The sequence below is a fragment of the Rhodococcus sp. NFXS4 genome, from assembly GCF_058139645.1.
The window spans coordinates 3,175,376-3,201,320 of the sequence record NZ_CP192221.1 but is presented as its reverse complement, the minus strand read 5'-3'; the positions used below and the strand labels follow the sequence as shown (position 1 = coordinate 3,201,320).

Here is a 25,945-nt window from a genome sequence, read left to right as displayed (position 1 = left end):
ACCATTCAACCGGTCGACGCGAGACCGCGCGCCGTTCCCCCGTCCACGGCGACGCAGTGCCCACCCGATCGCTTCGCCCGGTACATCGCGGTGTCGCCCCGATCGACGAGTTCGGTGAGAGTGGCCGACAGGCGCCGGCGATCGTGCAGCAGGGCGGTCGTGCTCGCCATCGCGAGCCCGACACTGGCGGTGACCGCCGGCCCCGGGATCCTCTCCGCCACCGCGTCGCGGACGGCGCGGGCGGCCCGCAACGCCGCGAGCGCGTCGTCGTACAGATCGAAGACGAGGAACTCCTCGCCGCCGTGGCGTGTGACCACGGCGGTGGGTCCCGCTGCGCGCACCAGGCTGTGTCCGACGCGCACCAGCACCTCGTCGCCGACGTTGTGCCCGAGTTCGTCGTTGATCGCCTTGAACTTGTCGAGGTCGAGCACGATCACGGCAGCCACCGGGTGGGCAGCGGCGGCGCGGGTGGTCGTGGAACGCATGTCGTCGGCGAGGAGCATCAGTCGGGACTCGAGCCCCCGGCGGTTGCTGAGGCCTGTGAGCGGATCGGTCAACGACTTGTCCGCGTCGACGCGGATGAGATGGACACCCAGCTCGATCACGAGGGGGACCACCACGCCGACGACGGTCAGCATGATCGCCTTCGCGACGGCGATGGTGAGGTCGTACTCGGGATCGAGCGCGACCTTCACGGCGAGGACCGTGATGGAGAACGCGCACCACAGGACGTGCACGAGTAACACTCGTGGCCCCAGCAGGAAGGTCGCGTAGGTCCCGAGGAGCACCAGGAGTCCGGCGCCGCTCAGACCCGCGAGCGAACTCGAGTCGAGGAAGCAGACCACGGCGATGGCGATGTCGGCGTAGGCGAAGAAGACGACGGACTCGCGGAAGGACGGCCAGTGCGCGACGTTCCAGCGCACGGCCCAGCCGATTCCGCCCACGATGGTCACGACGACGACCGCGCGGTCGACGAGACCCTGCGCCCCGGACGGCGATCCGAGCGACAGGATCGCGATGGCCGTGACGACGAGGGTGAGGCAGGAGATCAGACCGCGCATCCATCGCGCGAGACCGCGCGACTCCACGAACAGCCGCAACTGCTGCGTGTCACGCTGGGCGGTCCAGCATTCCCGGAGCAGCGCGGCGAGCGTCATGCGTCGGAACGATACCCGTGACAACGGACACTGGTGGTGCTGATGACCAGTGTGGGGGTCACAAACGGGGAAATAGCCGAATCAGGGCTCTCGACGTTCGAGCCGCGCGACGAGCGTCCGGATCGTCCGGTCCTTCTCCAGCACGAGATCGGACAGCGGGTTCGCCATCCCGCGCATCGCCGAATAGGCCCGCCACCGTCCCGGAAGCTGGATCCGTGCTGCTCGTCGCTCGATACCGTCCACCGCTCCCGCCGCGAGAGCCTCGGGGGAGATGGGCGTGAGAAGGGGTGCGGGGAAGGCTCGCGCCACCAGAGCGGTCGCGATGTCGTCGGCGCCGAAGGCCACGTCAGCGATGGGGGTCGCGACCCACCCCGGGTACAGGATCCCCGCGGTCGCGCCCGTGTGAGCGAGCTCTGCACGCAGGGCGCGACCGATCTGCTCCACCGCGGCCTTGGTCGCGGCGTACGGAGCGTTCGCCAGGCCGTTGAGATAGGCGTAGGTCGACGATGTGATCAGCACGTGGCCGCGGGCGGCGACGATGTCCGGCAGTGTCGCCCGGATCGTGTTCCACACGCCGTTCAGGTTGACCGAGACGACACGTTCGAAGACACCGTCGGGAACGGTAGCCACGGTGTACGCGGTGTCGCCGCTCGAGATGCCCGCGTTGGCGTGCACCACGTCGATCCCGCCGAACCGGTCGTGGACGGTGGCGACGGCCGCACGAAGTTCGTCGGGAGACGTCACGTCCACGCGGAGGGCGATCGCCCGGTCGCCCAGGGCACGAGCGACGTCGTCGACGGACGGAGCGACGTCGAGCAGCGCGACCGCGGCGCCGCGGGAGACGAGTTCGCGCGCGACGGCGGATCCGATGCCGCCGCCGGCCCCCGTCACGACGGCCACGCGCCCGTCGAGGCGGAGCCGCGGGGATCTCCGGAACATGCCCGGGGTGCCGGAGATCATGACGCTGCCGCTCTCTCGGTGTCGGTCGACGCGGGCCGCAGGACGTGGTCGTCGTCCCGGAACGAGCCGGCCAGTCTGCGGTAGGTGAAGCTGAAGCCGGGGAACATGGCGATCACGCGTCCGGACGCGGACTTGTACCAGCTCGTGCAGCCACCGTTCTGCCACACCGTGCGTGTCATCTCGTCGTGGATCATCGCGGTGTAGCGCTCCTCGGCGGCGCGGGTGACCTCCACCGTGCGCGACGACGTCCGCCGAGCGTGCTCGATGGCCGACATGATGTACCGCATCTGGGCCTCGATGACGAAGATGGCGCTCGTGTGGCCGATCCCGGTGTTCGGTCCGGTGACGATGAACAAGTTGGGGAAGTCGGGGACGGTCGTGCCCAGATAGGCCCTCGGGTAGTCGGACCACACGTCGCGGAGCGCGGTGCCGTTCCGGCCGATGACCGGGTAGGAGATAACGCCGTCGGTGGCGTCGTATCCGGTGGACCACACGATCACGTCGAGGGGGATCTCGCGCCCCGTCGCGGTGGTGATGCCGGTGGGGGTGACTTCGGCGATGCCGTCGTCACGGTCGTGGAGCGTCGTGTTCGCGGAGCTGATGGCGGGATACAGCGTGTTGGACAGGATGATCCGCTTGCACCCGATCGTGTAGTCCGGTGTCAGCCTGGCCCGGAGATCGGGGTCCGCCACCTGGTCGCGGAGCAGATTCCGTGCGTGACGCTCGGCGAACAGCCAGAGGCCGACCTTCGAGTACTTGAAGCCGATGATCCGGGCCTCGAGCTTCCAGTAGATGGCCGCGCGCAGTGCTCGACGCACGAAGCCCACCCGCAGGGCACGGCGTTCCCAGGGTCGAAACTTCCGATCGGGTCGGGGCATCACCCAGTGCGGGGACCGCTGGAAGACGTGGAGCTCACCCACCTCGGGCTGAACGGCCGGGATGATCTGCGCCGCGCTCGCACCACTGCCGACGATGGCGACACGCGCGCCGGCGAGGGGGACGTCGTGGTCCCACGCGTTGGTGTGGAACTGGGCGCCCGCGAAACTCTCGCGACCCGGGAAGGGCGGAACGACAGGCGTGCTGAGCGGCCCGGTCGCGTTGACCACGAACTGCGCACGATAGTCACCCGCTGTGGTCGTGACGTGCCAGGAGTCGTCGACCCACTCGATGCGCTGCACCTCGGCGCCGAGCACGGTGAGATCGTCGAGACCGTGCTTGTCCACGACGTGGCGGGTGTAGTCCTCGAGCTCGCTCTGCACCGCGAACATCTGCGACCAGTCGTACGGCTCGGACGCGATCGAGTAGAGCGGGCTCTGCACGTCGACGGCCGCTCCGGGGTAGGAGTTCTGCCGCCAGGTTCCGCCGGCGAACTCGCGTCGTTCCAGGACGACGATGTCGTCGATGCCGCGACGCAGCAGTTCGATGGCGGCGCACTGCCCACCGAACCCGCTGCCGATGATGACGACCGTGACGCTGCGCATCGCGCTCCCGAGTGGTGGGGCGCCCGTTCACGGACACCGCGGCAAGTGATGACAGCTATCATCACACCACATCTGGTGTACTCCGGGGAACGGATCCACCCACCCATTCACCCGACGAGGGGTTCCATGCCTGACGTGTCGCTGTCCGCACCGCTGACGTTGCCCAACGGACAGGTCCTGCCGAACCGGATCATGAAGTCCGCGCTCAGCGAAGCGCTGGGTACCCGTGACAACGCCCCGGACGAGAGACTGTCGCGTCTCTACCGCCGCTGGGGCGATGGTGGCTACGGGCTCCTCGTCACCGGGAACGTCATGGTCGACCACCGGCATCTGGGCGAGCCCGGCAACGTCGCGGTTGCGGACGGACGCGACCTGGACGCCCTCTCCCGCTGGGCGAAGACGGCGCAGGACGGTGGCAGTCCGATCTGGATGCAGATCAACCACCCCGGCCGTCAGGGCAACCCGGTGACGACGGTCGGCGGCACCCTGGCGCCGTCCGCGGTGGGCCTGGACATCCCCGGGATCCCGGCGCCCCGCGCGGCCAGCGGCGCGGAGATCGAGGACATCCTGTCGCGGTTCGCGACGACGGCCGCGGTGGCCGAGGAGGCGGGGTTCGACGGAGTGCAGATCCACGCCGCCCACGGTTACCTCGTCAGCCAGTTCCTCTCGCCCCTGACGAACCTGCGGACCGACGAGTGGGGCGGCGACATCGAGGGCCGCGCGCGTTTCCTGCTCGAGGTGGTGCGACGAGTACGGGCCGCCGTCTCCCCGGGCTTCGCCGTCGGCATCAAACTCAACTCGGCGGACTTCCAGCGCGGCGGTTTCAGCGAGGACGAGTCCCGTGAGGTGGTCTCGATGATCGGTGATCTGCCGGTCGATCTCATCGAGATCAGCGGCGGCAGCTACGAGTCGCCCGCGATGATGGGCACCGCGGTGTCGGCCAGTACGGCGTCGCGCGAGGCGTACTTCCTCGACTACGCCGTCACGGTGCGCGACCTCGCTCCCCACATCCCGCTCGCCGTGACCGGTGGGTTCCGCACGCGCGACGGAATGTCGGACGCGGTGCGGTCCGGTGCGTGTCAGATGGTGGGACTCGGCCGCCCGACCGCCGTCCTGCCCGGAGCGGCACGGGACGTTCTCGACGGCACCGTCAGCACACTGCCCAGCCCGTCCATCTCCGTTCCGGTGCCGGCCCGCTTCGCGACCCACCGCTCGGTCCGGTCGCTGGGGGGACTGCTCGATCTGCAGTGGCACACCGATCAGTTGCATCTGATGGGTGCCGGCAAGGATCCGGATCCGGCTCGGCCCGTGGCGAAGACGATGCTGTCGTCGTTGCAGCGCAACGGGATCGACGCTTTCACCGCGGCGCGGCGAGGATCCGGTGGCGGTGCGAGCTCCCCCGTGGGGACAGTGTTCGCGCTCGCACGCCATCGGATCCTCGATCCCGCCGTCCGGCTCGTTCGGTCACGCACCGGACGCTGATCGGCTGTCAAACCGTCGGGATCAACCCCAGCGCCTCGAGATCACGCACGTACTTCGCGACGAGATCGCGCGACAGGTGCGGGATGTCGTCGATGTCCGCCAGTGCCGACCCCGGTGTCGACGTGTCGCGGACCGCGGCACGGAACACCTCGGCCGGCAGGGGTGACCCGGCGGTCGGCAGGTCCGGCCGCGCGTAGGCGTGCCGCAGCGGCAGCACCGAGGCGGACCGCTGCGCCGACGGCAGGGACTCGAGCGCGTCGGAGAACTCGGCGAACCACGTGTCGTAGTCGGCGATGCGCCGAATCGTTCTGCCGGACTGAATGATCCAGTCGACGACGGTGTCGAGAGAGATGCCGTCGTCGTGCGGATTGAGCACGTCGAAAGTCCGGTGTCCCGACGTCGCGCTGCCACCGAGCTCGGTGATCGCCGCTGCGGTGAAATCGGCGGGGAGTCCGTCGTAGTGTGCGCGCGGCCGCCCTGCATCGTCGACGGGTGCGCCCGTGTCCTGCCGGTAGAACGTCTCCGGGGCGATTCCGGTGGCGATCAGCGACAGCACCGTGCGGGTGAAGATGTCCGGGACGTTGAGCTGACCGGTCCACCGGGGATGCGCCAGGATCATGTCCGAACGGAAGACGGTCACGGGGAGTCCGAAGGCGTCGGAGGCGTTGCGCAGCACCACTTCACCCGCCCACTTGGAGGTGCCGTATCCGTTGGCGTACGACTCGTCGAGGGCGCGGACCGGACTGATCTCGCGGATGTCGCCGTCCTCGGAGAAGGCCTCGACGCCCGCCGCGACGGCCACGGTGGACAGGTAGGTCACCGGCTTGAGGTGATGCGTCAGGGCGAGCCGGGCGATCTCGGCGGTGCCGATCACGTTGGGGCCGAACAACTGCTCGTACGGCAGCGCGTGATTGACGAGCGCCGCGGGATGCACGATGCGGTCGACCCGCTCGGCCAGCGACGCGTACTCCTCGTCGCTCACGCCCAGGTTCGCCTCGCCCACGTCGCCGACGACGACCTCGAGCGCGGTGTCGGCCAGCGTCGTCCACCGCGACAACAGGGCCGGGTCGCCGGTGTCGAACGCGGTGTCGAGACGGGCACGAGCGTCCGCCGCGGTGCGTCCGCGCACGAGGCACACGACGGTGCCGCCGACCGCGGCCTGGCGTTCGAGCCACTCCAGGCACAGGAAGCGCCCGAGGTATCCGTTGGCGCCCGTGAGCAACACGGTCCGGGTGTCGGTGCGCACCGGTCCCACGTCAGCCGCGGACGAGAGGAACTCGTCGCCGAGGACGGCGCTCAGCGTCAGCTGATCGGCACGGGCCTGCGTCGCGTGCGCTCCGTGCACCGAGGCGAAGGTCGCGGCTCCCGTGGCATCCGCGTCGCCGCGTCGCCGCTCGATGTGGGTCGCGATCGCCGCGAGGTCGGACGACGGCGCGATGACGACCGTGACGGGGACGTCCACCTCGAAGATGTCCTGCAGCAGGGTGGCGAACGTCAACGCGGACAACGAGTCACCGCCGAGGTCGGTGAAGTGCGCATCGGGTGAGACCTCCGTGCCGGCGCATCCCAGCAACGCCGCGGCGGCCTCGCCGACGGTCTCCAGGACGGGTGCGTCGGCGCCGCGGCGGCGTAGTTCGCTCATCTTCGCCGTCTGGCCCTCGTCGATCTCGCGGTACCTGTCCTCGAGCGCCTCGCCGTAGCGCGCCGTCAGAGCGGGACGCAGCTGCTTGTTCGCTCCCGAGAGCAGACCGTTCTCCTGCGTGAAGGGCTCCGCGGCCAGGACGATGTCGCGCGGAACCTCGTAGGACTCGAGCTGCTCCTCGCGCGCGAGGGCCTGCAGGGAGTCGAGCACGGTGGCGGTGTCGGCTCCGTCGGCGGGCACGACCACGGCGAGGAGGTAGGACCGCTCGCCGCTGCCGTGCAGATGGATCTGGTCGACGGCGTCGGCGGACGCGTAGATCGACTCCAGGCGCGAGAGGGCGACGAACTCGCCCTGCGCCAGTTTCAGCACGTTCTTGCGGCGATCGACGTACACGAGATGGTCCGGCTCCGTCTCCGCGACCACGTCCCCGGTGCGGTAGAAGCCGTCCGCACTGAACATCTCGGCCGTCACGTCCGGCCGCTTGTAGTAGCCGGGCACGAGGGAATCGGTCTTGAGGAGAAGCTCACCGCGCGGGTAGGGGCGGTCGGTCACCGCGTACCCGAGCTCCGGAACGTCGTCGAGGCGGTACTCGAGCACCGGCGGCCGCTGGACGACGCCGTCGAACAACACCATGCCGGCCTCGGTGGAGCCGTAATTGTTCTGCACCGTCGTGTCCAGGAGTTCGGAGACGAAGTCGATGACCTCGGGGGAGGTCGGCGCGGTACCCACCACTGCGGAGAGGATGCGGCCACCGAGAGTGGTGGATCGCATGTCCTCGAGGACCTCGGCGCGGACGGCGTCCGCGCTCTCGCCGGTGCGGTGCGCCCGGGTCTCGATGCGTCCGAGGGCTGTCTGACGCAGTAGATCGCACACGCGGGGAACCAGCATGGCCACGGTCGGCCGGGCGAGTGCGTAGTCGTCGAGAAGCGTGGACAGATCGCTCGAACTCGCGAAGTACACGATGCCGCCGGCTGCCAGGGTCGTGAACACCACCGCGCGCCCGGCGAGATGGCTCATGGGCAGGTAGTCCAGCGTGATCGCACCGGGTCGCCCGGCCTCGTCGGACTCCGCGCTCTGGTCGTACCAGTGGGACGTCGACCACAGGCGCGAGACGATGCGCTGGGTGTGGATGGCGCCCTTCGGGGTCCCGGTACTGCCGGAGGTGTAGATCAACGTGGCGATCCGGTCGGGATCGACGGCCTCGGGGCCGGCGAGCCGGGGGAGAGTGCGACCGCGTGCGATCGCCTCCCGCAGCGTCTCGATCGCGAGCACCGTGCCCGGTGCGGATCGTCGAGCCTCGGCGAGGCGGTCCTCGTCGTCGTCCACACGGTCGTCGTGGTCGAGGACGACGATGCGGCGGATGCTCGGGCACGCGGCGGCCACAGCCGTGGCGGTGGACAACTGTTCGTTGTCGACGACGAGTGCGACAGGCTCGACCTCGGCGGCGATGTCGGCGAGGCGTCCGGGAGCGGCGCCGGACTGAAGGGGAACGGCGACGGCACCGGTCCGGACCGTCGCCAGTTCGGCGACGACGTAGTCGGCACCGGCGAACCCCAGGGTCGCGACGAAGGTGTCCGGAGTGGCGACGTCGCCGAGTGCGGTCGCGAGATCGAGGGCATCGGACCACAGCGATCCATAGGTGATGGTGTCCATGCGCTGCTGGAGCCGACGCACCCGGCGACCGTCGTCCGCGGGCTCGACGTCGTACGCCCGGCGACCCAGCGCGGGCCGGTCTGCGTAGCGGTCCATGACCACCTCGACCATGGCGTGCAGATCGGGCGTCAGGTCCGCCACCTGTGCCGACACCGCGGGATCGGCGGCCGCGGCGCGCACCTCGGCGTCGGTGTCGAACAGGTGTGCCGCGCGGGCGGCGACAGCGTCGGTCCGTGTGTCTCCTGATGTGATGGTGCTGGTCATGCTGTGTTTCCCCCTCTGATCGACGTCGCGCGGTCCCCGTCGCGCGGTATATCGTTACTCGAAGTAAGAGTAAGCCCTCGCGGACCTCCGGAAACGTGATGTGCGACATAGCGTGCCCGAGATGTCCGGTGCGCCAGAAACTTCCGGGTCCGCGGTGCCGCGATCGATCGAGCGCAGGCACGGTGCGGGATACTGGGGAAGTGCCGGAGAAGATGCCGACGTCCAGGGTGGCCCGGGGCGCCGAGGTGGGTCGCCTCGTCGCGGGTCGCACGGCGCGTAACGCCACCATGCGAGTACGCATGGCGGGTCGCACCGAGGAACTGCGTGCCGCCCTCACGGCGAAGGAGGCGGTCCGCTCGGCCGAACGGCTGGTGACCGTCCTGGGCGGTCTCCGCGGAGCGGCGATGAAGCTGGGCCAGATGCTGTCGATGCTGGACCTGTCGTTCGTCCCCGACGAGCACCGCGACGAGTTCCACCGCAAGCTCGCCGAGTTGCAGAGCCGCGCACCCACCGTCTCGTTCGACGACGTGCGCACTGTGATCGAGGCGGATCTGGGCGAGTCGATCGAGTCGCTCTACGCCGAGTTCGACGAGAGCCCGTTCGCCGCCGCGTCGATCGGTCAGGTGCATCGTGCCCGCTTGCACGACGGCCGGGAGGTGGCCGTCAAGGTGAAGTACCCCGGTATCGACGACGCGGTGCGGGCCGACCTGAAGAATCTGTCGTTCTACGTCAAGCTGTTGCCGGCGTCGATCCCGATGCTGTCCTCCCGTGCCGTCGTCGACGAGTTGCGCCGAAACCTCGAGGCGGAACTCGACTACCCGGCGGAGGAGCGGACGCAGCGCCGCGTCGCGGCACTGTATCGGGAGCACCCGCACTTCTTCATCCCGGACACCGTGCCGGAGCGGTGCGGCGCGGCGGTCCTGACGACCGAGTTCGTCGACGCGGTGCCGTTCGACGAGATCCGTGCGATGTCGGCGGAGGTGCGAGACCGGGTGGGTGAGACGGTGTTCCGCTTCTACATCGGGTCTCTGCACACGCTCGGCGAGTTCTGCGGTGACCCCCATCCGGGCAATGTCCTGCTGGCTCGGGACGGGCGCGTCACCTTCGTCGACTTCGGTCTGTACCTGCGGATGAGTCCGGCGGACGTCCGTTTCGAGAGAGAGTGCCTGCGAGCGGCGATCGAGGGGCGCGGAGACGATCTGCTCATCGCCATGTCCGCGCGGGGGATTCTCGACCCCGGCGCCGCCGTGACGGCGAGCGATTGTCTCGACTACGTCTGCGCAGCAGCGGAACTCAGTCTGAACGACGGGTCGGTCACCGTGACGCCAGAGATGGCGGGGGCGTGTTTCGTCCTCGCCGTCGACCCGCGATCGGGCAGTTTCGGCACCATGACCAAGCAGTGGTTGCCGCCCGAGCACGTCTTCTCCCGTCGCGCGGACTTCCTGACGTTCGGCATCCTCGGGCAACTTCGTGCCACCGCGAACTGGGGGCGGATCGCGCGCGAGTGGTTGTACGACGAACCGCCGAGCACCGCCATGGGTGTGGACATCGCCGCATGGCAGCCACCGCCCGCGTGAGGGAACGCATCCTCGCGGCGGCGGTGCGACGCCTCGAGCTCGGTGGTTTCGACGGCGTGACCATCAGTTCCGTGGCCGACGAGGCCGGTGTCTCCCGCCCGACGGTGTACGCGCACTTCGGTACCCGCGACGCCCTGGTGTCGGACGCGTTGCAGGACGTGAGTTCGCGTGTCATCGGGTCCGTCGTGTCCGCGGTCGGCGAGCGGGAGTCGGTGTCCGAGTTCGTCGTCGAGGCCATGGTCGCCGCGCGTGCGGCGTTCCGGTCGTCGCCGGCGTTGGCGCCGCTGGTGCATCCCGGCCGTGGAACGGTGATCTACGACGGATCCGCCTTCGGGATCGACGCGCTGAGCCTGACGCGGTCCTTCCTCACGCCTCTGGTGGGAGCGCCCGCCGAGGCCGGCGGCGACCTCGACGAAGTCGCCGACCTCTGCATCCGCATGTTCCTGTCCGTGGTGCAGTTCGACAGCGAGGCGACCCGCTCCGACGACGCGCTCCGGGGCTATCTGCGCCGCCGCCTCGTGCCGGTCCTCGACCTGCCCGGTGCGTGACCCACCCGGCCGAGACCCTCCTGGACTTGACAATCTTTACGGGTATGTCAAAGGTGTAAACCCTCCGGGGGGACAAGCAGATCCGGACTGCCCAGCAGTGCGCTCACGAGGCGTGGGGCTCACATCATCCGCATCTCGCGCATCGGGGACTCATGCCATCGTTCGACCGTCGATCCTTCCTGTCCGCATCCGCCGCCTCGGCCGTGGCCGCCACGCTCGCGGGGCTGTGCCGGCCCGTGCCGGCGGGAGCCGTTCCGGCGGGTGTCGGGGAAGGCGTCGCCGCGCCACCCGACTTCCCACCGGGAATCCCGCTGTTCCGGCAGCGGTACCAGAACTGGTCGAAGGAGATCGTGGTCGACGCGGTGTGGACGTGTTCGCCGCGATCCGCCGACGACGTGGTGACGCTCGCGGACTGGGCTCACGCCTCCGGTCACCGGCTGCGGCCGCGCGGCGCGATGCACGGGTGGACCCCGTTCACCATCGAGAACGGCGAGAACCTGGACCGGGTCGTGCTCGTGGACACCATGACCGGGCTGACCGGTGTCACGGTGGACACCGCGTCGTCCACCGTCACCGCCGGTGCCGGCGCGACTCTGTCCGACGTCCTCCAGGCGCTGGAGGACCACGGTCTCGGATGGTCGAGTGTGCCCGCGCCGGGGGTTCTGTCCATCGCGGGCGCTCTGGCTGTCGGGGCGCACGGTGCCGTGGTACGCGCAGTGGGAGAACAGGTTCCGATCGGTTCGTCGTCGGGATCGTTGAGCAATCTGGTGACCTCGATGACGGTGGTCGCGTGGAACGGGACCGGGTACGCACTGCGGACCGTCGCCCGGTCGGAGGCCGACGCGCCGGATCTCGCGGTCCATCTCGGCCGAGCGTTCGTCACCGAGGTGACGATGCAGGCGCATCCGGCGACTCCTCTGCGATGCGAGAGCATCACCGACATCGGCTGGGCGGAGTTGTTCGGAGCGCCGGGGGCACCGGGGCGTACGTACGTCGATTTCCTGGACCGGTCCGGCCGCGCGGAGGCGATCTGGTACCCGTTCACCGACACTCCGTGGCTCAAGGTGTGGACGCCGACTCCCGTCCGACCGCCGTCCTCCCGCGAGGTCGACGGACCGTACAACTACACGTTCTCCGACACCCTCCCGGAAGCGGTGTCCGACGCGATCGGTGCTGTCGTGTCCGGGCGGACGGAACTGACGCCCGCGTTGGGTCAGGTGTTCCTCGCGACGACGGTGGCGGGGCTCGCGGCCACGGGGTCGTCGGACATCTGGGGAGCGCCGAAGAACACGCAGTTCTACATCCGTCCGAGCACACTGCTCCTGACGGAGGGCGGCGGTGCGGTGATCACGGCTCGCGCGAACGTGGCTGCGGTCCTGCACGACTTCACCCGCTGGTTCCGAGAGCGCACCGAGCACTACGCGTCCCTGGGGCAGTTCCCGATCAACGGCCCAGTCGAGATCCGGTGCTGTGGTCTCGACCAGGGCTCGGACGTCCTCGTCGACTCGGCCGGCCCGCCGACGATCTCGGCCATGCGTCCGGTACCCGATCGTCCCGAGTGGGACACGGCGGTGTGGCTCAACGTGCTGGGCATTCCGGGAACGCCCGGGATGTTCGCGTTCTATCGCGAGATGGAGCAGTGGATGCGAGAACGTTTCGACGGTGCCGATGCGGTGTTCCGGCCGGAGTGGTCCAAGGGGTGGGCGTTCGACGAGGACCGCCCCTACCGAGACGTGCAGGCGCTCACGGCCACCATCCCCGACTCGTTCCGCGACGGGTACTCGGGCGAGCGGGACTGGGACTCCGTCGTCGGCACCGTCGACCGACTGGACCCGCACCGCGTGTTCGGCAATGCCTTCCTCGACCGATTCGTCCGGTGACGTGGTGATGCGGGCCACAGGAGCGGCGAGAACGTTGACGTGGGTAAGGATCGGTGCCTAATTTAAAACAGCTGTTTCAAACTAGCTGAGAAGAGACTCGACCCATGTCCTCACCCATCGCTGCCACGGCCGAGACGGAGGAGACCGGAACCGGACGCATCGTCGCGGTACTGGCCTTCGCCGGCATCACGGTCGCCCTGATGCAGACACTGATCATCCCGCTGGTTCCCCAGCTCCCCGCTCTGGTGAACGCCTCGGCCGCGAACACCGCGTGGGCCATCACGGCCACCCTGCTGGCGGGTGCGGTCGCCGTTCCCGTGACCGGCCGACTCGGCGACATGGTGGGCAAGCGGCGCATGCTGCTGGTCAGCCTGGCGCTGCTCGTCGCCGGATCGGTGGTCGGTGCCCTCGCGAACAGCCTCGTGCCCCTCGTCGTGGGGCGGGCACTGCAGGGTCTCGCCGCCGGTGTGATTCCCCTCGGCATCAGCGTGATGCGGGACGTGTTGCCTCGCCACAAGCTTCCCGGTTCGATCGCGCTGATGAGTGCGTCGCTCGGAGTGGGCGGCGCCCTGGGTCTTCCGGCCGCGGCGATCATCGCCGAGTACGCGGACTGGCATTTCCTGTTCTGGACGGCGGCTGCGCTCGGCGCACTGGTGGCGGTCGTCGTGGTCGTCGTCGTTCCCGAGTCGACGGTGCGCACCGGCGGCACGTTCGACATCGGTGGAGCGCTCACGCTGTCGGTCGCCCTGGTGACCCTGCTGCTCGGGATCTCGAAGGGTTCCGACTGGGGGTGGAGCAGCGCGTCGATCCTCGGCCTGCTGCTGGTGTCCGTCCTCGCGTTCGCGGCGTGGATCGTGTGGGAACTGCGCACTCCCCAGCCACTGGTGGACCTGCGGGTCTCGCTGCGGCGGCAGGTGCTGTTCACCAACGCCGCGTCGATCATGCTCGGTTTCGCGATGTTCGCACTCAGTCTCGTTCTGCCGCAGATCCTTCAGTTGCCCGCCGCGACCGGTGTCGGCCTGGGACAGTCGATCCTCGTCGCGGGCCTGGTGATGGCGCCGTCCGGACTGATCATGATGGCCGTCGCGCCGGTGTCCTCGCGCATCACCACCACGCGCGGACCGAAGATCACGCTCATGGCCGGCGCGGCGACGGTTGCCGTCGGCTACCTGCTGGGCATCGTGATGATGGGCGCGGTGTGGCAGCTGATCGTGGTCTCGCTCGTCATCGGTGCGGGCATCGGACTGGCGTACGGAGCGATGCCCGCCCTGATCATGTCGGCGGTGCCCGCCTCCGAGACAGCGGCCGCCAACAGCTTCAACACGCTGATGCGGTCCCTCGGAACGTCGTTCGCCAGTGCGGTCGCGGGGGTCGTTCTCGCGTCGATGACCGTGTCGTTCGGATCCACCGCGGTGCCGTCCGAGGCCGCCTTCCGGATCACCATGGCCATCGCCGCCGGCGCGGCGATCCTCTCGGTCGTACTCGCCTCCTTCCTTCCGCGTCACCAGGACGGCGAGAACGAGGCGTCGGAGGTCGTCGGAGGTGCCGTCACCGACCGGGCCACCGAGACGGTGGAATGAGCCAGGCCCGGTCGACGCGAGCCCCGTCCGCGCGCTCCGAGGCGACGCGCGAGGCGATTCTGGGTGCCGCTGAGCGGCTGTACGCGGAGAACGGTGTCGTGTCGGTGTCGAACCGTCAGGTCGGCGACGCGGCGGGGCAGAGCAACAGCGCCGTGGTCGGTTACCACTTCGGCAGCAAGGAGGATCTCGTCCGCGCGATCGTCGTCCGCCGGACGGGCGACGTCGAACGGATCCGCTCCGGCCACGTCGCGGCGATCGGAGAGGGTGCCGACCTGCGAGCGTGGGTGTCGGCACTGGTCCTGCCGTCGACGCAGTACTTCGCCGAGCTCGGCGCCCCCACCTGGTACGCGCGCTTCGCCTCCCAGGTCATGACGGACCCGGTGCTGCGGCCGATCCTGGTGGACGAGGCACTGTCCTCGGCGACGCTGCGAGAGACGGTGGCCGGCGTCATCTCGTGTCTGCCCCCGATTCCTGCCGACGTCCGCTCGGCCAGAGGGGCCATGGCGCGCACTCTGCTGACGCACGTGATGGCCGAACGAGAGGCGGAGTTCGCCGCGTCGGGCGCCGATCCGACGGCGTACTGGACCGCGTGCGGCATCGACCTCGTCGACGCCATCGTGGGGATCTGGTCCGCTCCTGTCTCCCGCTGACGTCGCGACGCGTCGTCAGCGGGCTCGCCGCGCCGACGACCGGGCACCCGTCGACCTAGACTTTCCGGATGCAGACTGCCGGGAACAGGCTCGAGCGACGGAAGGCGCGCACGCGCCAGGCTCTCGTGGACGCCGCGCGCGAGATGATCGCCGACGGGCGTTCCTCTACCGCGAGCATCGCCGACATCACGGCCGCCGCCGACGTCGGGTTCGGGAGCTTCTACAACCACTTCGAGGACAAGCCCGCACTTTTCGCCGCTGCCGTGGAGCAGGTTCTCGAGCAGATGGGGGAGACGCTCGACGGAGTCTCGCCGCGCTCGGACGATCCGGTGCAGATCTTCTGCGACGCCGTCAGGCGGACCGGTCGTGCCGCCGTATCGCATCGTCAGGCCGCGGAGATCGTCGACAGGTCGGGGTTCGCGTTGCTCGACGCGCCCGGTGGTCTCGGGCCGCGGGCCCGCCGGGATCTCGCGGCGGCGGTGGACGCCGGACGACTCGAGATCGAGGACCTGTCTCTCGCGACGGCGATGACGGCGGGTGTGCTGTTCGCCCTGGTGCACCGGTGGCTCGAGGACCCGGGCTCCGTCGACGATCGCCGGATCGACGACGCAGCGGAGCGGCTGCTGGTGATGCTCGGAACGGACCCCGACACCGCTCGGGCAGTGGCGCACACGGACCTGGAGATGCCACAGATCTCCTGACGATTCGGGACCGTCCCGACCCTGCGACGTCTTCCCGTGACGGCGAGTACCTGATAACCTCTGTCACAGTTAGTCACGGAGATGTACCCGCCCACGGAAGGACGACGCCATGACCAGCACACTCGACCCGGAACTCACCGTCTCGGACGCCGAGGACGTGTCTGCTCGGCTGCTCGATTCCGTCGCAGCGCTCTCGTACGACCCCATGCAGGAGGTCGACTGGGAGGCTCCCCTCGACCCGGAGCAGTTCGGCCTCAATCCTGAGTGGAGCACCCTCTACGGCACCGATCTGTGGAAGGAGATGACGCCCGAACAGCGCGTCACCCTCACCCGCCACGAGGTCTGCTCGATCATGAGCACCGGCATCTGGTTCGAGATGATCCTGCAGCAGATGGTCCTGCGTGATCAGTACTGCAGCGACTCGTCGTCCTCGGACTTCCAGTTCGCGCTCACCGAGATCGCCGACGAGTGCCGCCACTCCCTGATGTTCGCCAAGGCGTGCCGCACCATGGGCATCAAGGCGTATGTCCCGCGCCGGCTCAGCATCGAGCTCGGTCGTGGCTTCAAGACCCTCGCCGTGTCCGAGGCCGCCTACGGCGGCATCCTCGTCGCCGAGGAGGTGCTCGACGTCATGCAGCGCGACTGGATGCGCGGCGAGAACGTGCTCCCGTTGGTGCGCACCACCAGCAAGATCCACGTCGTCGAGGAGTCGCGGCACATGACGTTCGCGCGTCAGCAGATGCGCGAGAACATGGCGGGAATCTCCGCCGCCCGCCGTAAGTCCGCGGCCCTGCTCATCGCCATCGCCGCCCGAGTCATCGTGTCCAACATGGTGAACAAGGACGTCTACGCCGCGGCCGGTCTCGACCGGGACCGCGCCGTGCGCGAGGCGAAGAACAACACGCACCACCACGTCATGATGCGCACGAGCAGCCAGCACCTGATGGCGTTCCTCAGCGACTGTGGACTGCTGACCAAGCCCGCTGCGGCCGTCTACCGCACCATCCACATGGTCTGACGCTCCCATGGCCTTCGCGATCACCCAGAACTGTTGCAACGACGCATCGTGTCTGTCGGTCTGTCCGGTCAACTGCATCCACCCGACGCCGGACGAGCCGGACTTCGGCAAGACCGACCTGCTGTACATCGATCCGCGGTCCTGCATCGACTGCGGCGCCTGCGCGGACGCGTGCCCGGTGGACGCGATCACGCGGGTGTCGCGGCTGTCGCCGTCGCAGGCGATCTACGCGGAACTGAACGCCGACTACTACCGGGACCGGCCGGTCGATCATGTATGGGGCGCACCGACGTTCCCGCCCGCAGACATCGGTTCCGTGTCGCTGAAGCGGGTCGCCGTGGTGGGAACCGGGCCGGCCGCCTGCTACACCGCGACGGCGCTCCTGCGTCAGACCGATGCCGCGGTGACCTTCTTCGACAAGCTGCCCGTGCCGGGTGGTCTCGCGAGATACGGTGTGGCACCGGATCATACGAGTACCCGGCGCATCGGTGAACACTTTCGGTCGCTGTTCGTGCACTCGCGCGTGACGATGCGCCTCGGCGTCGAGGTCGGGGTCGACGTCACGGTGGAGGAACTCTCGCGGACCTTCGACGCGGTGGTCTACGCGGTGGGTGCCGATCAGGACAGGCAGCTTCCCCTCGAGTCCGAGGTCGTCCCGATGAGTGCCCGCACCCTCGTCGGCTGGTACACCGGTCACCCCGACGTCCCCGCCGACGCCGTGGATCTGCGCGGCGTGACGCGCGTCGTCGTGATCGGCAACGGGAACGTGGCGCTCGACGCGGCGCGAATTCTGACAGCTCCCGTCGAGGACCTCGTGGGCACGGACATCTCGGCCCACGCGCTCGCGGCGCTACGGGACAGTGCGGTGCGGGAGGTCACCGTGCTCGGTCGACGCGGTCCCGAGGTCGCCGCCTTCACCCGGTCCGAGTGCCAGGCGCTCGTCGATCGCACATCGGTGCCCGTTCTGGTCGCGGGCGACGACGATCTCTCCTCGGTCCTGGCGGCGCTGCCGCTGTCCGCGTCCGCTGCACCGCTCGCCGCCGCACCGCGCGCCGACGAGGCCGAGACGGGTGACGGCGCGCCGCGCATCGTCTTCTCGTTCGGGCGCGCACCGGTGGCGGTACGCCCGGGAGCGCTCGACGTCCGCGGATCCGGCACGTCCGACGCGGGGATCGCGAGCTCGATTCCCGCCGATCTGGTGCTGCAGGCGACCGGGTATCGCGGGTCCGCCCTGCCCGGACTTCCCTTCGACGTGGACCGCGGAACCGTGCGCAACGTCGAGGGTCGCGTCGTGGACTCCGAGGACCGCCCGGTGGCCGGGGCCTACGTCGTGGGGTGGGCCAAGCGTGGCGCCACGGGGGGTATCGGCGACAACAAGCTCGATGCCGAGCGCACCGTCGAGCTGATGCTCGCGGACTCCCTCTCCGCAGCCACGTCGTCGCGTCGCGAGACGGCCGGCAGACGACCATTGTTCGGCCGCGCCGGCCGATAGGCGAGCCGTTCCCGCGCTCCACTCCCGGGTCTCCAGCAGCCCCGGACCGTACCTCTCGGGAGGTGTGGTCCGGGGCTGACTGCGTTCCGAGGTGTCGGTGTGGCGCTGTGAGAGCGCCCGAGTGGCCGTCGTGGAGCGCGAATTCGCCACGAATCGCCGACCCGCCGTTCGTGGCTTTTCACGAAATTCAGTCTGCTTCGTCGGTGCAGTTCTACGAGGAGTCACCAAAGCGACCCGGAATACGAACGGGTAACTCGGATATAGGTTGTCGTAACGGGTCAATGACCTGCGGTTCGTTCTCGGGCCTCGAAAAGGGCACATCCGTCGCACGTCACCGATTTCGGGGCGGAATCCACTTTTTGCTCGGGAAGCGGGACAATAAGTGTGTGGATTCGTCGTCCGGCGAGTCCGTGGTCTGTTGGTCGGGGCGCCGGACGGCGATCCGACAACTCTGTCCGAGAGGTGTCCGATGTCGACGACTCTGCTCGCCCCCACCCGCCTGATCACACAAGGGAGCACGCGCCTTGCAGATCGTGATAGTGGGACCGTTCTGGTGATGAGTTCCCCGTCCGCCGATCGTGGGCTCTGGGACGAGTACCTCGCCTGCGCCACGCGGTCCTACGAGCGCCACGGAGTGGGCGTCGCGCTCGACGTCGAGCGCGTCGCCGACGGTGCGGACACCGCTGTGTTCTACGCGGCCGTGGACCGTGCGGGGCAGGTCGTCGCCGGCGTCCGCGGCCAGGGCCCGTACCTCAGCGTGGACCAGTCGCACGCTCTGGTGGAGTGGGAGGGCAACGCCGCTCGGCCCGACGTCGCGGAACTCATCCACGGTCGACTGCCCGCCGGTGTCGTGGAGATGAAGACCGCGTTCGTCTCCGCGGACGCCGAGCATCCCGGTGCGCTCTCCGCACTGCTGTCCCGTACGGCGCTGCCCACCATGGTCTTCACGGGCGCCCGGTACGTCATGGCCACGGCGGCCGATCACGTGCTGCGACGGTGGGAGTCCGGCGGCGGCCGCGTGGCCGAGAACATCGCCCCGGCCGCGTACCCCGACGAGCGCTACCGGACCCGCATGATGTGGTGGGACCGGTTCTCGATCATGGACGACGTGACCGAGGACGTGTGGGCACGCATCACTCGCGAGACGGAGGTGCTGACGGGCCGCGATCTGGTTCTGGCGGCGTGATCGCCGGGGTCACCGGTACCAGTCGGCGAGCCACCGAGCGCAACGTCACTGCCGCCGCGAGCGGCAGGACCGCCGCGGCCGCCCACGGAACCGCCTCGCCTGCAGGCGTGTCCGGCATCGCGTCGATGATCGCGCCGAGCGCGACCGACCCCACGAGCACCCCGACCCCGCCCAGCGAGGCCAGCAGACCGTAGTACGAGCCCGTGCTGCGCTCCCGCGCCATCCGCGGGACCAGGTCGCGCGCGAACGGCATGGCGATCATCTGACCTACCGTCAGCAGCACGACGAACGCGGCGGGCCCCACGAGCCCTGCGGCACCCTCGGTGCCGAGCAGTGCGGCCACGGCCGCCGCGGCGAACGCGGTCGCCATGACGGCGAAACCCAGTGGGAGCACACGTACCAGCGGGAACCGGCGCAGTGCTCGGGTCACGCTCATCTGCCCGGCGACGACGAGTGCCGACGCCGCGGCGAAGAACCATCCCAGTGGTGCCTGCGATCCCCACACCTGCTCGACCCGCAGCGGCAGCAGGAGATAGAGCTGGTTGTACGCGACGAGCTGCGTGCTCATCGCGGCGGCGAAGACGAGGAACAGACGGTTGCGGGCGATCTCCCGCCAGTCGTCGAGCCAGGAGTCCGTGGTCGACTCGGCGCGTCGAGCGGGCAGCAGCACCACGTGCGCGAGCGTGATGACGAGAAAGACCCCGGCCGCGACGAGGCAGGTCAGTCGGAAGTCCACCGCGAGCAGCGCGGAGCCCAGCAGCGGACCGGTGAACGCGCCGATCTGGCCGAACACGGTGAACAACGCGAACGCGTCCAGGCGGGACTGGCCACCCGCTCTTTCACCCTCGCCCGCCTCCAGCGCCACCGCGCTCTCGACGGCCGGCGAGAACAGCGCCGCGGCCACGCCGGTGAGCGCCGTGGCTGCGAGGACGGCCGGAAGGCTCTGGGCCAGAGCCAGTCCCACGAATCCGAGGACGCGCAGGACGCAGCCCGTCAGCACCACCGGTTTGACGCCGAGGCGGTCCGCCAGCGTTCCGCCGACGACGAAGAGTCCCTGCTGCGAGAACGTGCGGACTCCGAGCACGACACCGACCAGCGCGGCGCCGAGACCGAGGTCGGACGTCAGGTGCACGGACAGGTACGGCAGCACCATGAAGAAGCCGATGTTGAAGGCCATCTGCGTGAGGACGAGCAGTCTCACGGTGGGCGTGGCCGCACGGAGGTCGTGCCAGGGGAGCACTCGACCGCGGCGAGACGCCCTCAGCACGCGGAGACCGGGGTGGGACGGTCGGCCTGCGCGGCGGGACCGTCGGTGGACCGGCGCCCACGGCGGGACCGGACGGCACTCGACAGCGAGACCGCCGTGACCGACAGCAGCACGAGGCTCACCAGGGGCGCGAGGGCCACCCAGGGCGCCCGCTCCACCGTGGACACCCCGTCGGCCAGCACGAGACCCCAGTCGGGACTGGGTGGTTGCGGTCCGAGTCCCAGGAAGCCCAGGGCGGCGAGTGCCAGGGCGATACCCGGCAGCCGCACCACCCCGTGACGCAGAACGGCGGGACCGACCGCCGGCAGCACCGACCCGAACAGCACGCGCAGTCGACCCGCGCCGAGGGTGGGCAGGACGGCGACGTACGGCCTGGCCGCGACCTCGGCCGACAGCGCTGCAGTGTGCGCGGCCAGGGGTGCCCACGAGACCAGCAGGACAGCCACGGCTGCCGCCGCGGCGCCGGGGCCCACGACGGAGGCGACGATCACGCCGGCGATGACCGGTGGCGCGGCGTTGGTCACCTCGATCGGACCGGTGAACACCGATGCCGCCGAACCGAGAATCAGACCCACCAGCACACATCCCAGTGCGACCGTCGCGGACACGGTGACGGTGTGCGCCGCACCGTGAGCGACGCGGGCGAGCACGTCGCGTCCCGACGCGTCGGTGCCGAAGGGATGCGCGATGGACGGTGGCAGGAACTTGCCTCGCGTGGTGGCGAACGGGTCGCGGGGCAGGCCGACGAGCACCATGGTGCCCAACGCACTCGCGGCGACGGCGGGCACGACGAACGGGAACCGACCCGCGGCGACTCGAGCGGTGGGTACCGGGACGGCGTGATCGTGCACCGACCGGCCGAGCAGTGCCCGGTGGGCGGCCTGCGCGGCCACACCGATGAACACGCTGACCCCCATGAGCAGCAGGATGTCGGCCTGCAGCGCCGGAAGGTCCTGCGACTGAGCGTGTCCGAGCATCGATCGTCCGATCCCGGGGATGGCGAAGACGCGTTCGACCGCGACAGCTCCACCGAGCAGACCCACCATCACGAGGGCGATCTGGGACGTGAGCGACGAGGCCGCGCGACGCAGCACCGCACGGGCGAGCGTGCCACGGTCCACGTCGGCGACCGTCCACGTGGTCACCCATGCCTCGGTGAACGACACCGACACGGCATCGGCGAGCAGACGGCCGAGCAGCCCGCCGGCCGGGAGACCGAGTGCGAGAGCCGGGAGGATCGCCGAGGTCGGGCCGGTCCAGCCGTAGGACGGGAGCGACAGCCACACACTGCCGACGATCACCGCGACGGACGCCAGCAGAAACTCCGGCACCGAGGTGAGAACCGAGGCGCCGACACCCGACGAGCGGGTGGGCCGCCCCCGTAGCCCGGCGCGCAGTGCCGGAGCCACGATCACCGTCGCCACCGCACAGGCCACCGCGAGGGCGAACCCCATCAGGGTCGTCGAGACGGCGAGCGCGTCGAGGGCGCCGGGAAGGACGGGCCTGCCGGTGTTCCACGACGTGCCGAGATCGCCCCGCAGAACTCCGCCGAACCACCTGCGCAGCAGTGTGGTCGGACCCACATCGAGTCCCAGATCGGCGCGGATCGCGGCGAGTGCGGCGGGTGTCGGCTCCTGGTCCGCGGAGCGCGCACGCAGGATCGACAACGCCGGGTCGCGGCCCGACAGCCACGGCAGCAGTGCGACCACCACGATCACGCCCGCGACGGACAGCAGCCGAGAGGCGGAGACGAGGACGCGGCCGGACGTCATCCGACCGTGGTCTCGGTGGTGACCAACATCCGTTCCCGCGGATCGCGCGCCGCACCCGACACCGACGCGGCCTCACCCTGCACGACGCGCTCGTGCAGCATCGGCACCACCGCATCGCGCTCGAGTATCAGCCGCTCCGCCTCGAGGACGGCGGCTCGGCGCGCTGCTCCCGGCTCGGTCGCCGAGGCGGTGGACAGAGCGGCGTCGACGGCGGGGTCGCAGAACTGCGCGATGGTGAAGGAACCGGCGCAGGCGAAGTCGGAGTACATGTAGGCGACGGGGTCACCCGAGTCGAGCACGGTCGCCCGCGACAGGACGAACGCGTCGAACGCGCCGGCGAGAGCATCGGCCTCGATGAACTGGTACTCCCGGACCACCTGCTCCACCTCGAAACCGCGGGCCTCGAGCTCCTGCTGCAACAACACCGCCACCTCGGGCAGTTCCGCGCGATCGGTGAAGGTGCCCAGGGTGATCCGTCGCCCCGCGGGATCGCCGGCCGGGGCGGTCGTGCGTGCGGGCCGGTCCGCCGTCCACGACAGGGCGGGACCCAGCAGTCCGCGGGCCACGTCGGCGCGGTTCTCGTAGACCTGGTCGACGAGTCGATCGGTGTCGACGGCCTCCCGCGCTGCGGCGCGCATCGACGGGTCGGCGAAGGCGCCCGTCCTGTTGTTCAGGTAGAGGGTGTTGGTGCGCGGCATGGGCACCTCGTGCACGAGAGCCGGATCGACCAGCGCCGCCTGCGACACCGGCACCGCCTCGACGATGTCGGCGGTACCGTTCCGCAGCGCCGCGGCCCGGGCCGTGCCGTCGGGGACGAAACTCACGTCGATGCCCGAGGCCTTCGCCGGACCACCCCAGTAGTCGTCGTTGCGATCGAGTGTCGCCGTGGACGTGCCGTCGACGGCGGTGAGCACGAACGCACCGGTGCCGTGTCCGACGGGATCGACGGGACCACCGCCCGCGTACGCGACCGGCGAGAGGATGGCCAGCTGTGGGCTCGACAGTCGTTGTGGTACCAGCGGATCCACCGTCGCGGTGCGCACCGTCACGGTGTCCGTGCCGTCCGCCTCGACGGTCATGTCGACACCGTCGAGAATGCGGGGCTTCGGCGAGGCGGTGGTGGCCGCGGTGAGTGCGGTGACCACCGCGGCGGCGTCGAGCGGCGTCCCGTCGTGGAACCGGACGTCGGGCCGCAGGTCGATGCTCCAGGTCGTGTCGTCCACGCGAGTCCATGCGGTGGCGAGGGCAGGCTGTGCTTCGCCGAGATCGTCCAGTACGACGAGGGTCTCGGCCGTCGACCATCGGGACAACTTGAAGGCGTCGTCGCTCAGCGGGGTCAGCCCGGAGCGCGGCGGCTGCAGCATCGCCACACGCACTCGGCCGCTCCCGTCGTCGGCGGACGGTGATGCCGCGAAACAGCCGGACAGCGCGAGCACCGACACGGTGAGAACGGCGGAGAGGGGCAGCATTCGGCGGGGGGACCGCATCATGGGCATTCTTTCGAGGGAAGGTCGGACGGAACGAACTACAGGTGCGCGCGGACGGGAAGACGCGGTACCGCATCGACCAGGGCGCGGGTGTGGGTGTGCTGCGGGGACCCGAGAACCGTGGTGGTGCAGCCAGTCTCGACGATCACGCCGTCGGTCATGACCAGAAGACGGTCACTCGTGCGGGCGGCGACGGCGAGATCGTGCGTCACCAGCAGCGACGCGGTGCCGTCGCGGTCGCACACGGTCTCGAGGACATCCAGGACGAGATCTCGCAGGGGCAGGTCGAGTCCACTGACCGGTTCGTCGGCGACGAGGTAGCGGGGTCGGCACGCGAGGGCGCGAGCGATGGCCACCCGTTGTCTCTGGCCGCCCGAGAGCTCACCGGTGCGGGCGCCGACCATCGACGCGGCCACCTCCACCGAGTCCAGAGCCGCGAGGGCGCGAGCGCGGTGATCGCCCTCGCACCGCAGCCACCGCAGCGGTGCGGCGACCGAGTCGAGCACGGTGCGACGCGGGTCCAGTGAGGAACCGGGATCCTGCGGAACGTACTGCACCTCGCGGCGGAACCAGCGGGTCGAGCGGGCCGTTCCCGGCCGGATCGCGGCGCCGTCGAGTGTCACCTCGCCGGAGTCGGGTGTCTCCATTGCCAGCAGCATCCGGAGCAGGGTCGACTTGCCCGAGCCGGAGGCGCCGACGAGTGCGATTCGCTCCGAGGGCGCGACGGAGACGGTGACGTCGTCGACCGCGAGCGTGTGTCCGTCGTACCGGCGCGTCAGTGCGCGGCCGTGCAGACCGGGAGATCCCGACGTCACGATGCGACCGGGGCGGAGTGCAGCGCCGCGTCGGCGGACCGTGCGCGCGAGACGAGCCTCGCCGTGACGGGATGGCGCGGTGCTGCGAGAATGTCTGTGACGGTGCCTGTCTCGATGATCGTTCCCCGGTCGGCGACCACGACGCGGTCGCAGAGAGCGGCGGCGACGGCCAGATCGTGCGTGACGAACAGCAGGGCGGGTCCTCGATCGCCGCCGGTCGCGGCGCCGAGAGTCGCGACGACGGTGCTCTGGCTGACCACGTCGAGTGCCGTGGTGGGCTCGTCGGCCACGATCACCGGGGCATTCGAGGCCAGAGCCATCGCAATGCAGACACGCTGACGCTGCCCGCCGGAGAGCTGGGCCGGACGCGCTGCCGCGATGCGCTCGGGATCGGTGAAAGCCATGCCCCGCAACAGTTCCTCTCGATCGGCACGTCGCCGACTCGCCTCGCCGCGATGGCGCAGTGCGAGATCGAGCTGCCGTCCGACGGTGCGGAAGGGGGCGAGTGCGGACGACGCGTCCTGGAAGACCATCGCCGTCCGGGCGTCACGGGGGCGGCGGGGGACGGGCGTGCCCGCCACGTCGTGACCACCGATGCGCACGTGACCGGCGACGACCAGGTCGGGAGGGGTGACGCCGACGACGGCGGACGCGATCACGGATTTCCCGGAGCCGGACGCGCCGACCAGTGCGACACGGTGTCCCGCAACGACATCGAACGTGATGCCGGTCACGAGCGTGGTGACGCCGACCCGGACGGTCAGGTCCTCGACCTCGAGCACGGTGGTGTTCCTCCGCCTTCTGTCGATACTGATAATCGTTGTCGTCGAGACAGTAGGGGTTCGTGACGATGGGGGCAAACCGGCCGACGTCGCCCGTCCGATCCGACAACGGTTGTCGGTAACGCTATGATCGCTGCACGTCGTCCTCGCAGGCGATCCACCGTCACCGATCCGCAGCTGCTCGCAGCGCGGTGCAGAGGGAGTCCCACCATGATGTTTCCCGTCATCGCCAAGGCGGCGTCCACCGTCGTGACCGGGGTCGTGGGCGTCGCGGCCTACAACGGTGTGAAGAAGGTCGTCGAGCGTGCACCGCTGCGCGAGGCTGCCGTCCGGGTCACCGAGGTGAGCCTGCGGGGGGTGCGCAAGGCGGAGGTCAAGGCCGAGTCCGCCCGTCTCGCGGTCTCCGACGTGGTCGCCGAGGCGAAGGATCGCATGGGTGAGGAGGTGCGGCCCCCGGCGGCGTCCGACGTCGGTCACGGCCACGACCACTGAGCGCCGACGTGAGCACCGCGGTCGCCGCTCGCACGGACACCGATCCCGCCGAGACGCCG

At 69.7% G+C, this 25,945-nt stretch carries 20 protein-coding genes; 11 read left to right on the top strand and 9 right to left on the bottom strand.

Features of this window, described 5'->3' with window-relative positions:
* Positions 1–5: 5 nt before the first annotated feature.
* The 3 genes from J4E04_RS14950 to J4E04_RS14940 all read right to left on the bottom strand — a co-directional run bounded on the left by J4E04_RS14950 (position 6) and on the right by J4E04_RS14940 (position 3,598).
* Positions 6–1,157 carry a GGDEF domain-containing protein gene (locus J4E04_RS14950; protein WP_222638245.1) on the bottom strand — a complete coding sequence of 384 codons (1,152 nt, stop codon included), beginning with the start codon at positions 1,155–1,157 and terminating at the stop codon, positions 6–8.
* Positions 1,158–1,238: 81 nt separating this feature from the next.
* On the bottom strand, positions 1,239–2,117 hold the full coding sequence (locus J4E04_RS14945; RefSeq protein ID WP_490148914.1) for an SDR family NAD(P)-dependent oxidoreductase: 879 nt from the start codon (positions 2,115–2,117) through the stop codon (positions 1,239–1,241).
* On the bottom strand, positions 2,114–3,598 hold the full coding sequence (locus J4E04_RS14940) for a flavin-containing monooxygenase (protein ID WP_490148913.1): 1,485 nt from the start codon (positions 3,596–3,598) through the stop codon (positions 2,114–2,116). Before J4E04_RS14940 ends, J4E04_RS14945 begins: the two co-directional genes overlap by 4 nt.
* A gap of 126 nt (positions 3,599–3,724) precedes the next feature.
* Here J4E04_RS14940 and J4E04_RS14935 point away from each other — a divergent pair, with 126 nt between their 5' ends.
* Complete coding sequence (locus tag J4E04_RS14935; protein ID WP_222638243.1) at positions 3,725–5,080, top strand: NADH:flavin oxidoreductase/NADH oxidase family protein; 1,356 nt, start codon at positions 3,725–3,727, stop codon at positions 5,078–5,080.
* Between the two features lie 7 nt (positions 5,081–5,087).
* Here the strand turns inward: J4E04_RS14935 and car are convergent, their stop codons facing one another.
* Complete coding sequence (gene car / locus J4E04_RS14930) at positions 5,088–8,639, bottom strand: carboxylic acid reductase (RefSeq protein WP_490148912.1); 3,552 nt, start codon at positions 8,637–8,639, stop codon at positions 5,088–5,090.
* A gap of 200 nt (positions 8,640–8,839) precedes the next feature.
* On the opposite strand from car, the gene J4E04_RS14925 reads away from it, so the two are divergent.
* The 9 genes from J4E04_RS14925 (at position 8,840) to J4E04_RS14885 (ending at position 19,271) form a co-directional block, all read left to right on the top strand.
* Positions 8,840–10,216, top strand: coding sequence for an ABC1 kinase family protein (locus J4E04_RS14925; protein WP_027503994.1), 1,377 nt, complete (start codon positions 8,840–8,842; stop codon positions 10,214–10,216).
* Positions 10,195–10,764 (top strand): TetR/AcrR family transcriptional regulator, encoded by a 570-nt coding sequence (locus tag J4E04_RS14920; protein ID WP_056447269.1) that lies wholly within the window; start codon positions 10,195–10,197, stop codon positions 10,762–10,764. The genes J4E04_RS14925 and J4E04_RS14920 overlap by 22 nt, the downstream gene beginning before the upstream one ends.
* A gap of 152 nt (positions 10,765–10,916) precedes the next feature.
* Positions 10,917–12,644: a cholesterol oxidase substrate-binding domain-containing protein gene (locus J4E04_RS14915; protein WP_490148911.1), complete on the top strand. Its 1,728-nt coding sequence runs from the start codon at positions 10,917–10,919 to the stop codon at positions 12,642–12,644.
* A gap of 104 nt (positions 12,645–12,748) precedes the next feature.
* Complete coding sequence (locus tag J4E04_RS14910) at positions 12,749–14,224, top strand: MFS transporter (protein ID WP_490148910.1); 1,476 nt, start codon at positions 12,749–12,751, stop codon at positions 14,222–14,224.
* Complete coding sequence (locus J4E04_RS14905) at positions 14,221–14,874, top strand: TetR/AcrR family transcriptional regulator (protein ID WP_222638239.1); 654 nt, start codon at positions 14,221–14,223, stop codon at positions 14,872–14,874. Before J4E04_RS14910 ends, J4E04_RS14905 begins: the two co-directional genes overlap by 4 nt.
* Positions 14,875–14,942: 68 nt before the next feature.
* Complete coding sequence (locus J4E04_RS14900) at positions 14,943–15,575, top strand: TetR/AcrR family transcriptional regulator (protein ID WP_056447278.1); 633 nt, start codon at positions 14,943–14,945, stop codon at positions 15,573–15,575.
* Between the two features lie 109 nt (positions 15,576–15,684).
* Positions 15,685–16,593, top strand: a complete 909-nt coding sequence (locus J4E04_RS14895) for an AurF N-oxygenase family protein (protein ID WP_027503990.1) — start codon at positions 15,685–15,687, stop codon at positions 16,591–16,593.
* Positions 16,594–16,600: 7 nt separating this feature from the next.
* Positions 16,601–18,085: a 4Fe-4S binding protein gene (locus tag J4E04_RS14890; protein ID WP_490148909.1), complete on the top strand. Its 1,485-nt coding sequence runs from the start codon at positions 16,601–16,603 to the stop codon at positions 18,083–18,085.
* Between the two features lie 556 nt (positions 18,086–18,641).
* Positions 18,642–19,271: a hypothetical protein gene (locus J4E04_RS14885; RefSeq protein WP_037183902.1), complete on the top strand. Its 630-nt coding sequence runs from the start codon at positions 18,642–18,644 to the stop codon at positions 19,269–19,271.
* On the opposite strand, the gene J4E04_RS14880 is transcribed toward J4E04_RS14885, so the two are convergent.
* From J4E04_RS14880 to J4E04_RS14860, 5 genes are read right to left on the bottom strand one after another with little or no spacing between them, the layout of a single operon-like run.
* Positions 19,219–20,472 carry an MFS transporter gene (locus J4E04_RS14880; RefSeq protein ID WP_490148908.1) on the bottom strand — a complete coding sequence of 418 codons (1,254 nt, stop codon included), beginning with the start codon at positions 20,470–20,472 and terminating at the stop codon, positions 19,219–19,221. The two genes, J4E04_RS14885 and J4E04_RS14880, sit on opposite strands and share 53 nt — an antisense overlap.
* 59 nt (positions 20,473–20,531) lie before the next feature.
* On the bottom strand, positions 20,532–22,310 hold the full coding sequence (locus J4E04_RS14875) for an ABC transporter permease subunit (protein WP_490148907.1): 1,779 nt from the start codon (positions 22,308–22,310) through the stop codon (positions 20,532–20,534).
* Positions 22,307–23,800, bottom strand: coding sequence for an ABC transporter substrate-binding protein (locus J4E04_RS14870; RefSeq protein WP_490148906.1), 1,494 nt, complete (start codon positions 23,798–23,800; stop codon positions 22,307–22,309). The genes J4E04_RS14875 and J4E04_RS14870 overlap by 4 nt, the downstream gene beginning before the upstream one ends.
* Before the next feature lie 35 nt (positions 23,801–23,835).
* The gene (locus J4E04_RS14865) at positions 23,836–24,612 is read right to left on the bottom strand and encodes an ABC transporter ATP-binding protein (protein WP_490148905.1); all 777 of its coding nucleotides are present in this window, start codon (positions 24,610–24,612) and stop codon (positions 23,836–23,838) included.
* The gene (locus tag J4E04_RS14860; protein ID WP_490148904.1) at positions 24,609–25,394 is read right to left on the bottom strand and encodes an ATP-binding cassette domain-containing protein; all 786 of its coding nucleotides are present in this window, start codon (positions 25,392–25,394) and stop codon (positions 24,609–24,611) included. The genes J4E04_RS14865 and J4E04_RS14860 overlap by 4 nt, the downstream gene beginning before the upstream one ends.
* Before the next feature lie 210 nt (positions 25,395–25,604).
* Between J4E04_RS14860 and J4E04_RS14855 the strand changes: the two genes are divergently transcribed.
* Positions 25,605–25,886: a DUF1490 family protein gene (locus tag J4E04_RS14855; protein ID WP_056447595.1), complete on the top strand. Its 282-nt coding sequence runs from the start codon at positions 25,605–25,607 to the stop codon at positions 25,884–25,886.
* Positions 25,887–25,945 lie beyond the last annotated feature (59 nt).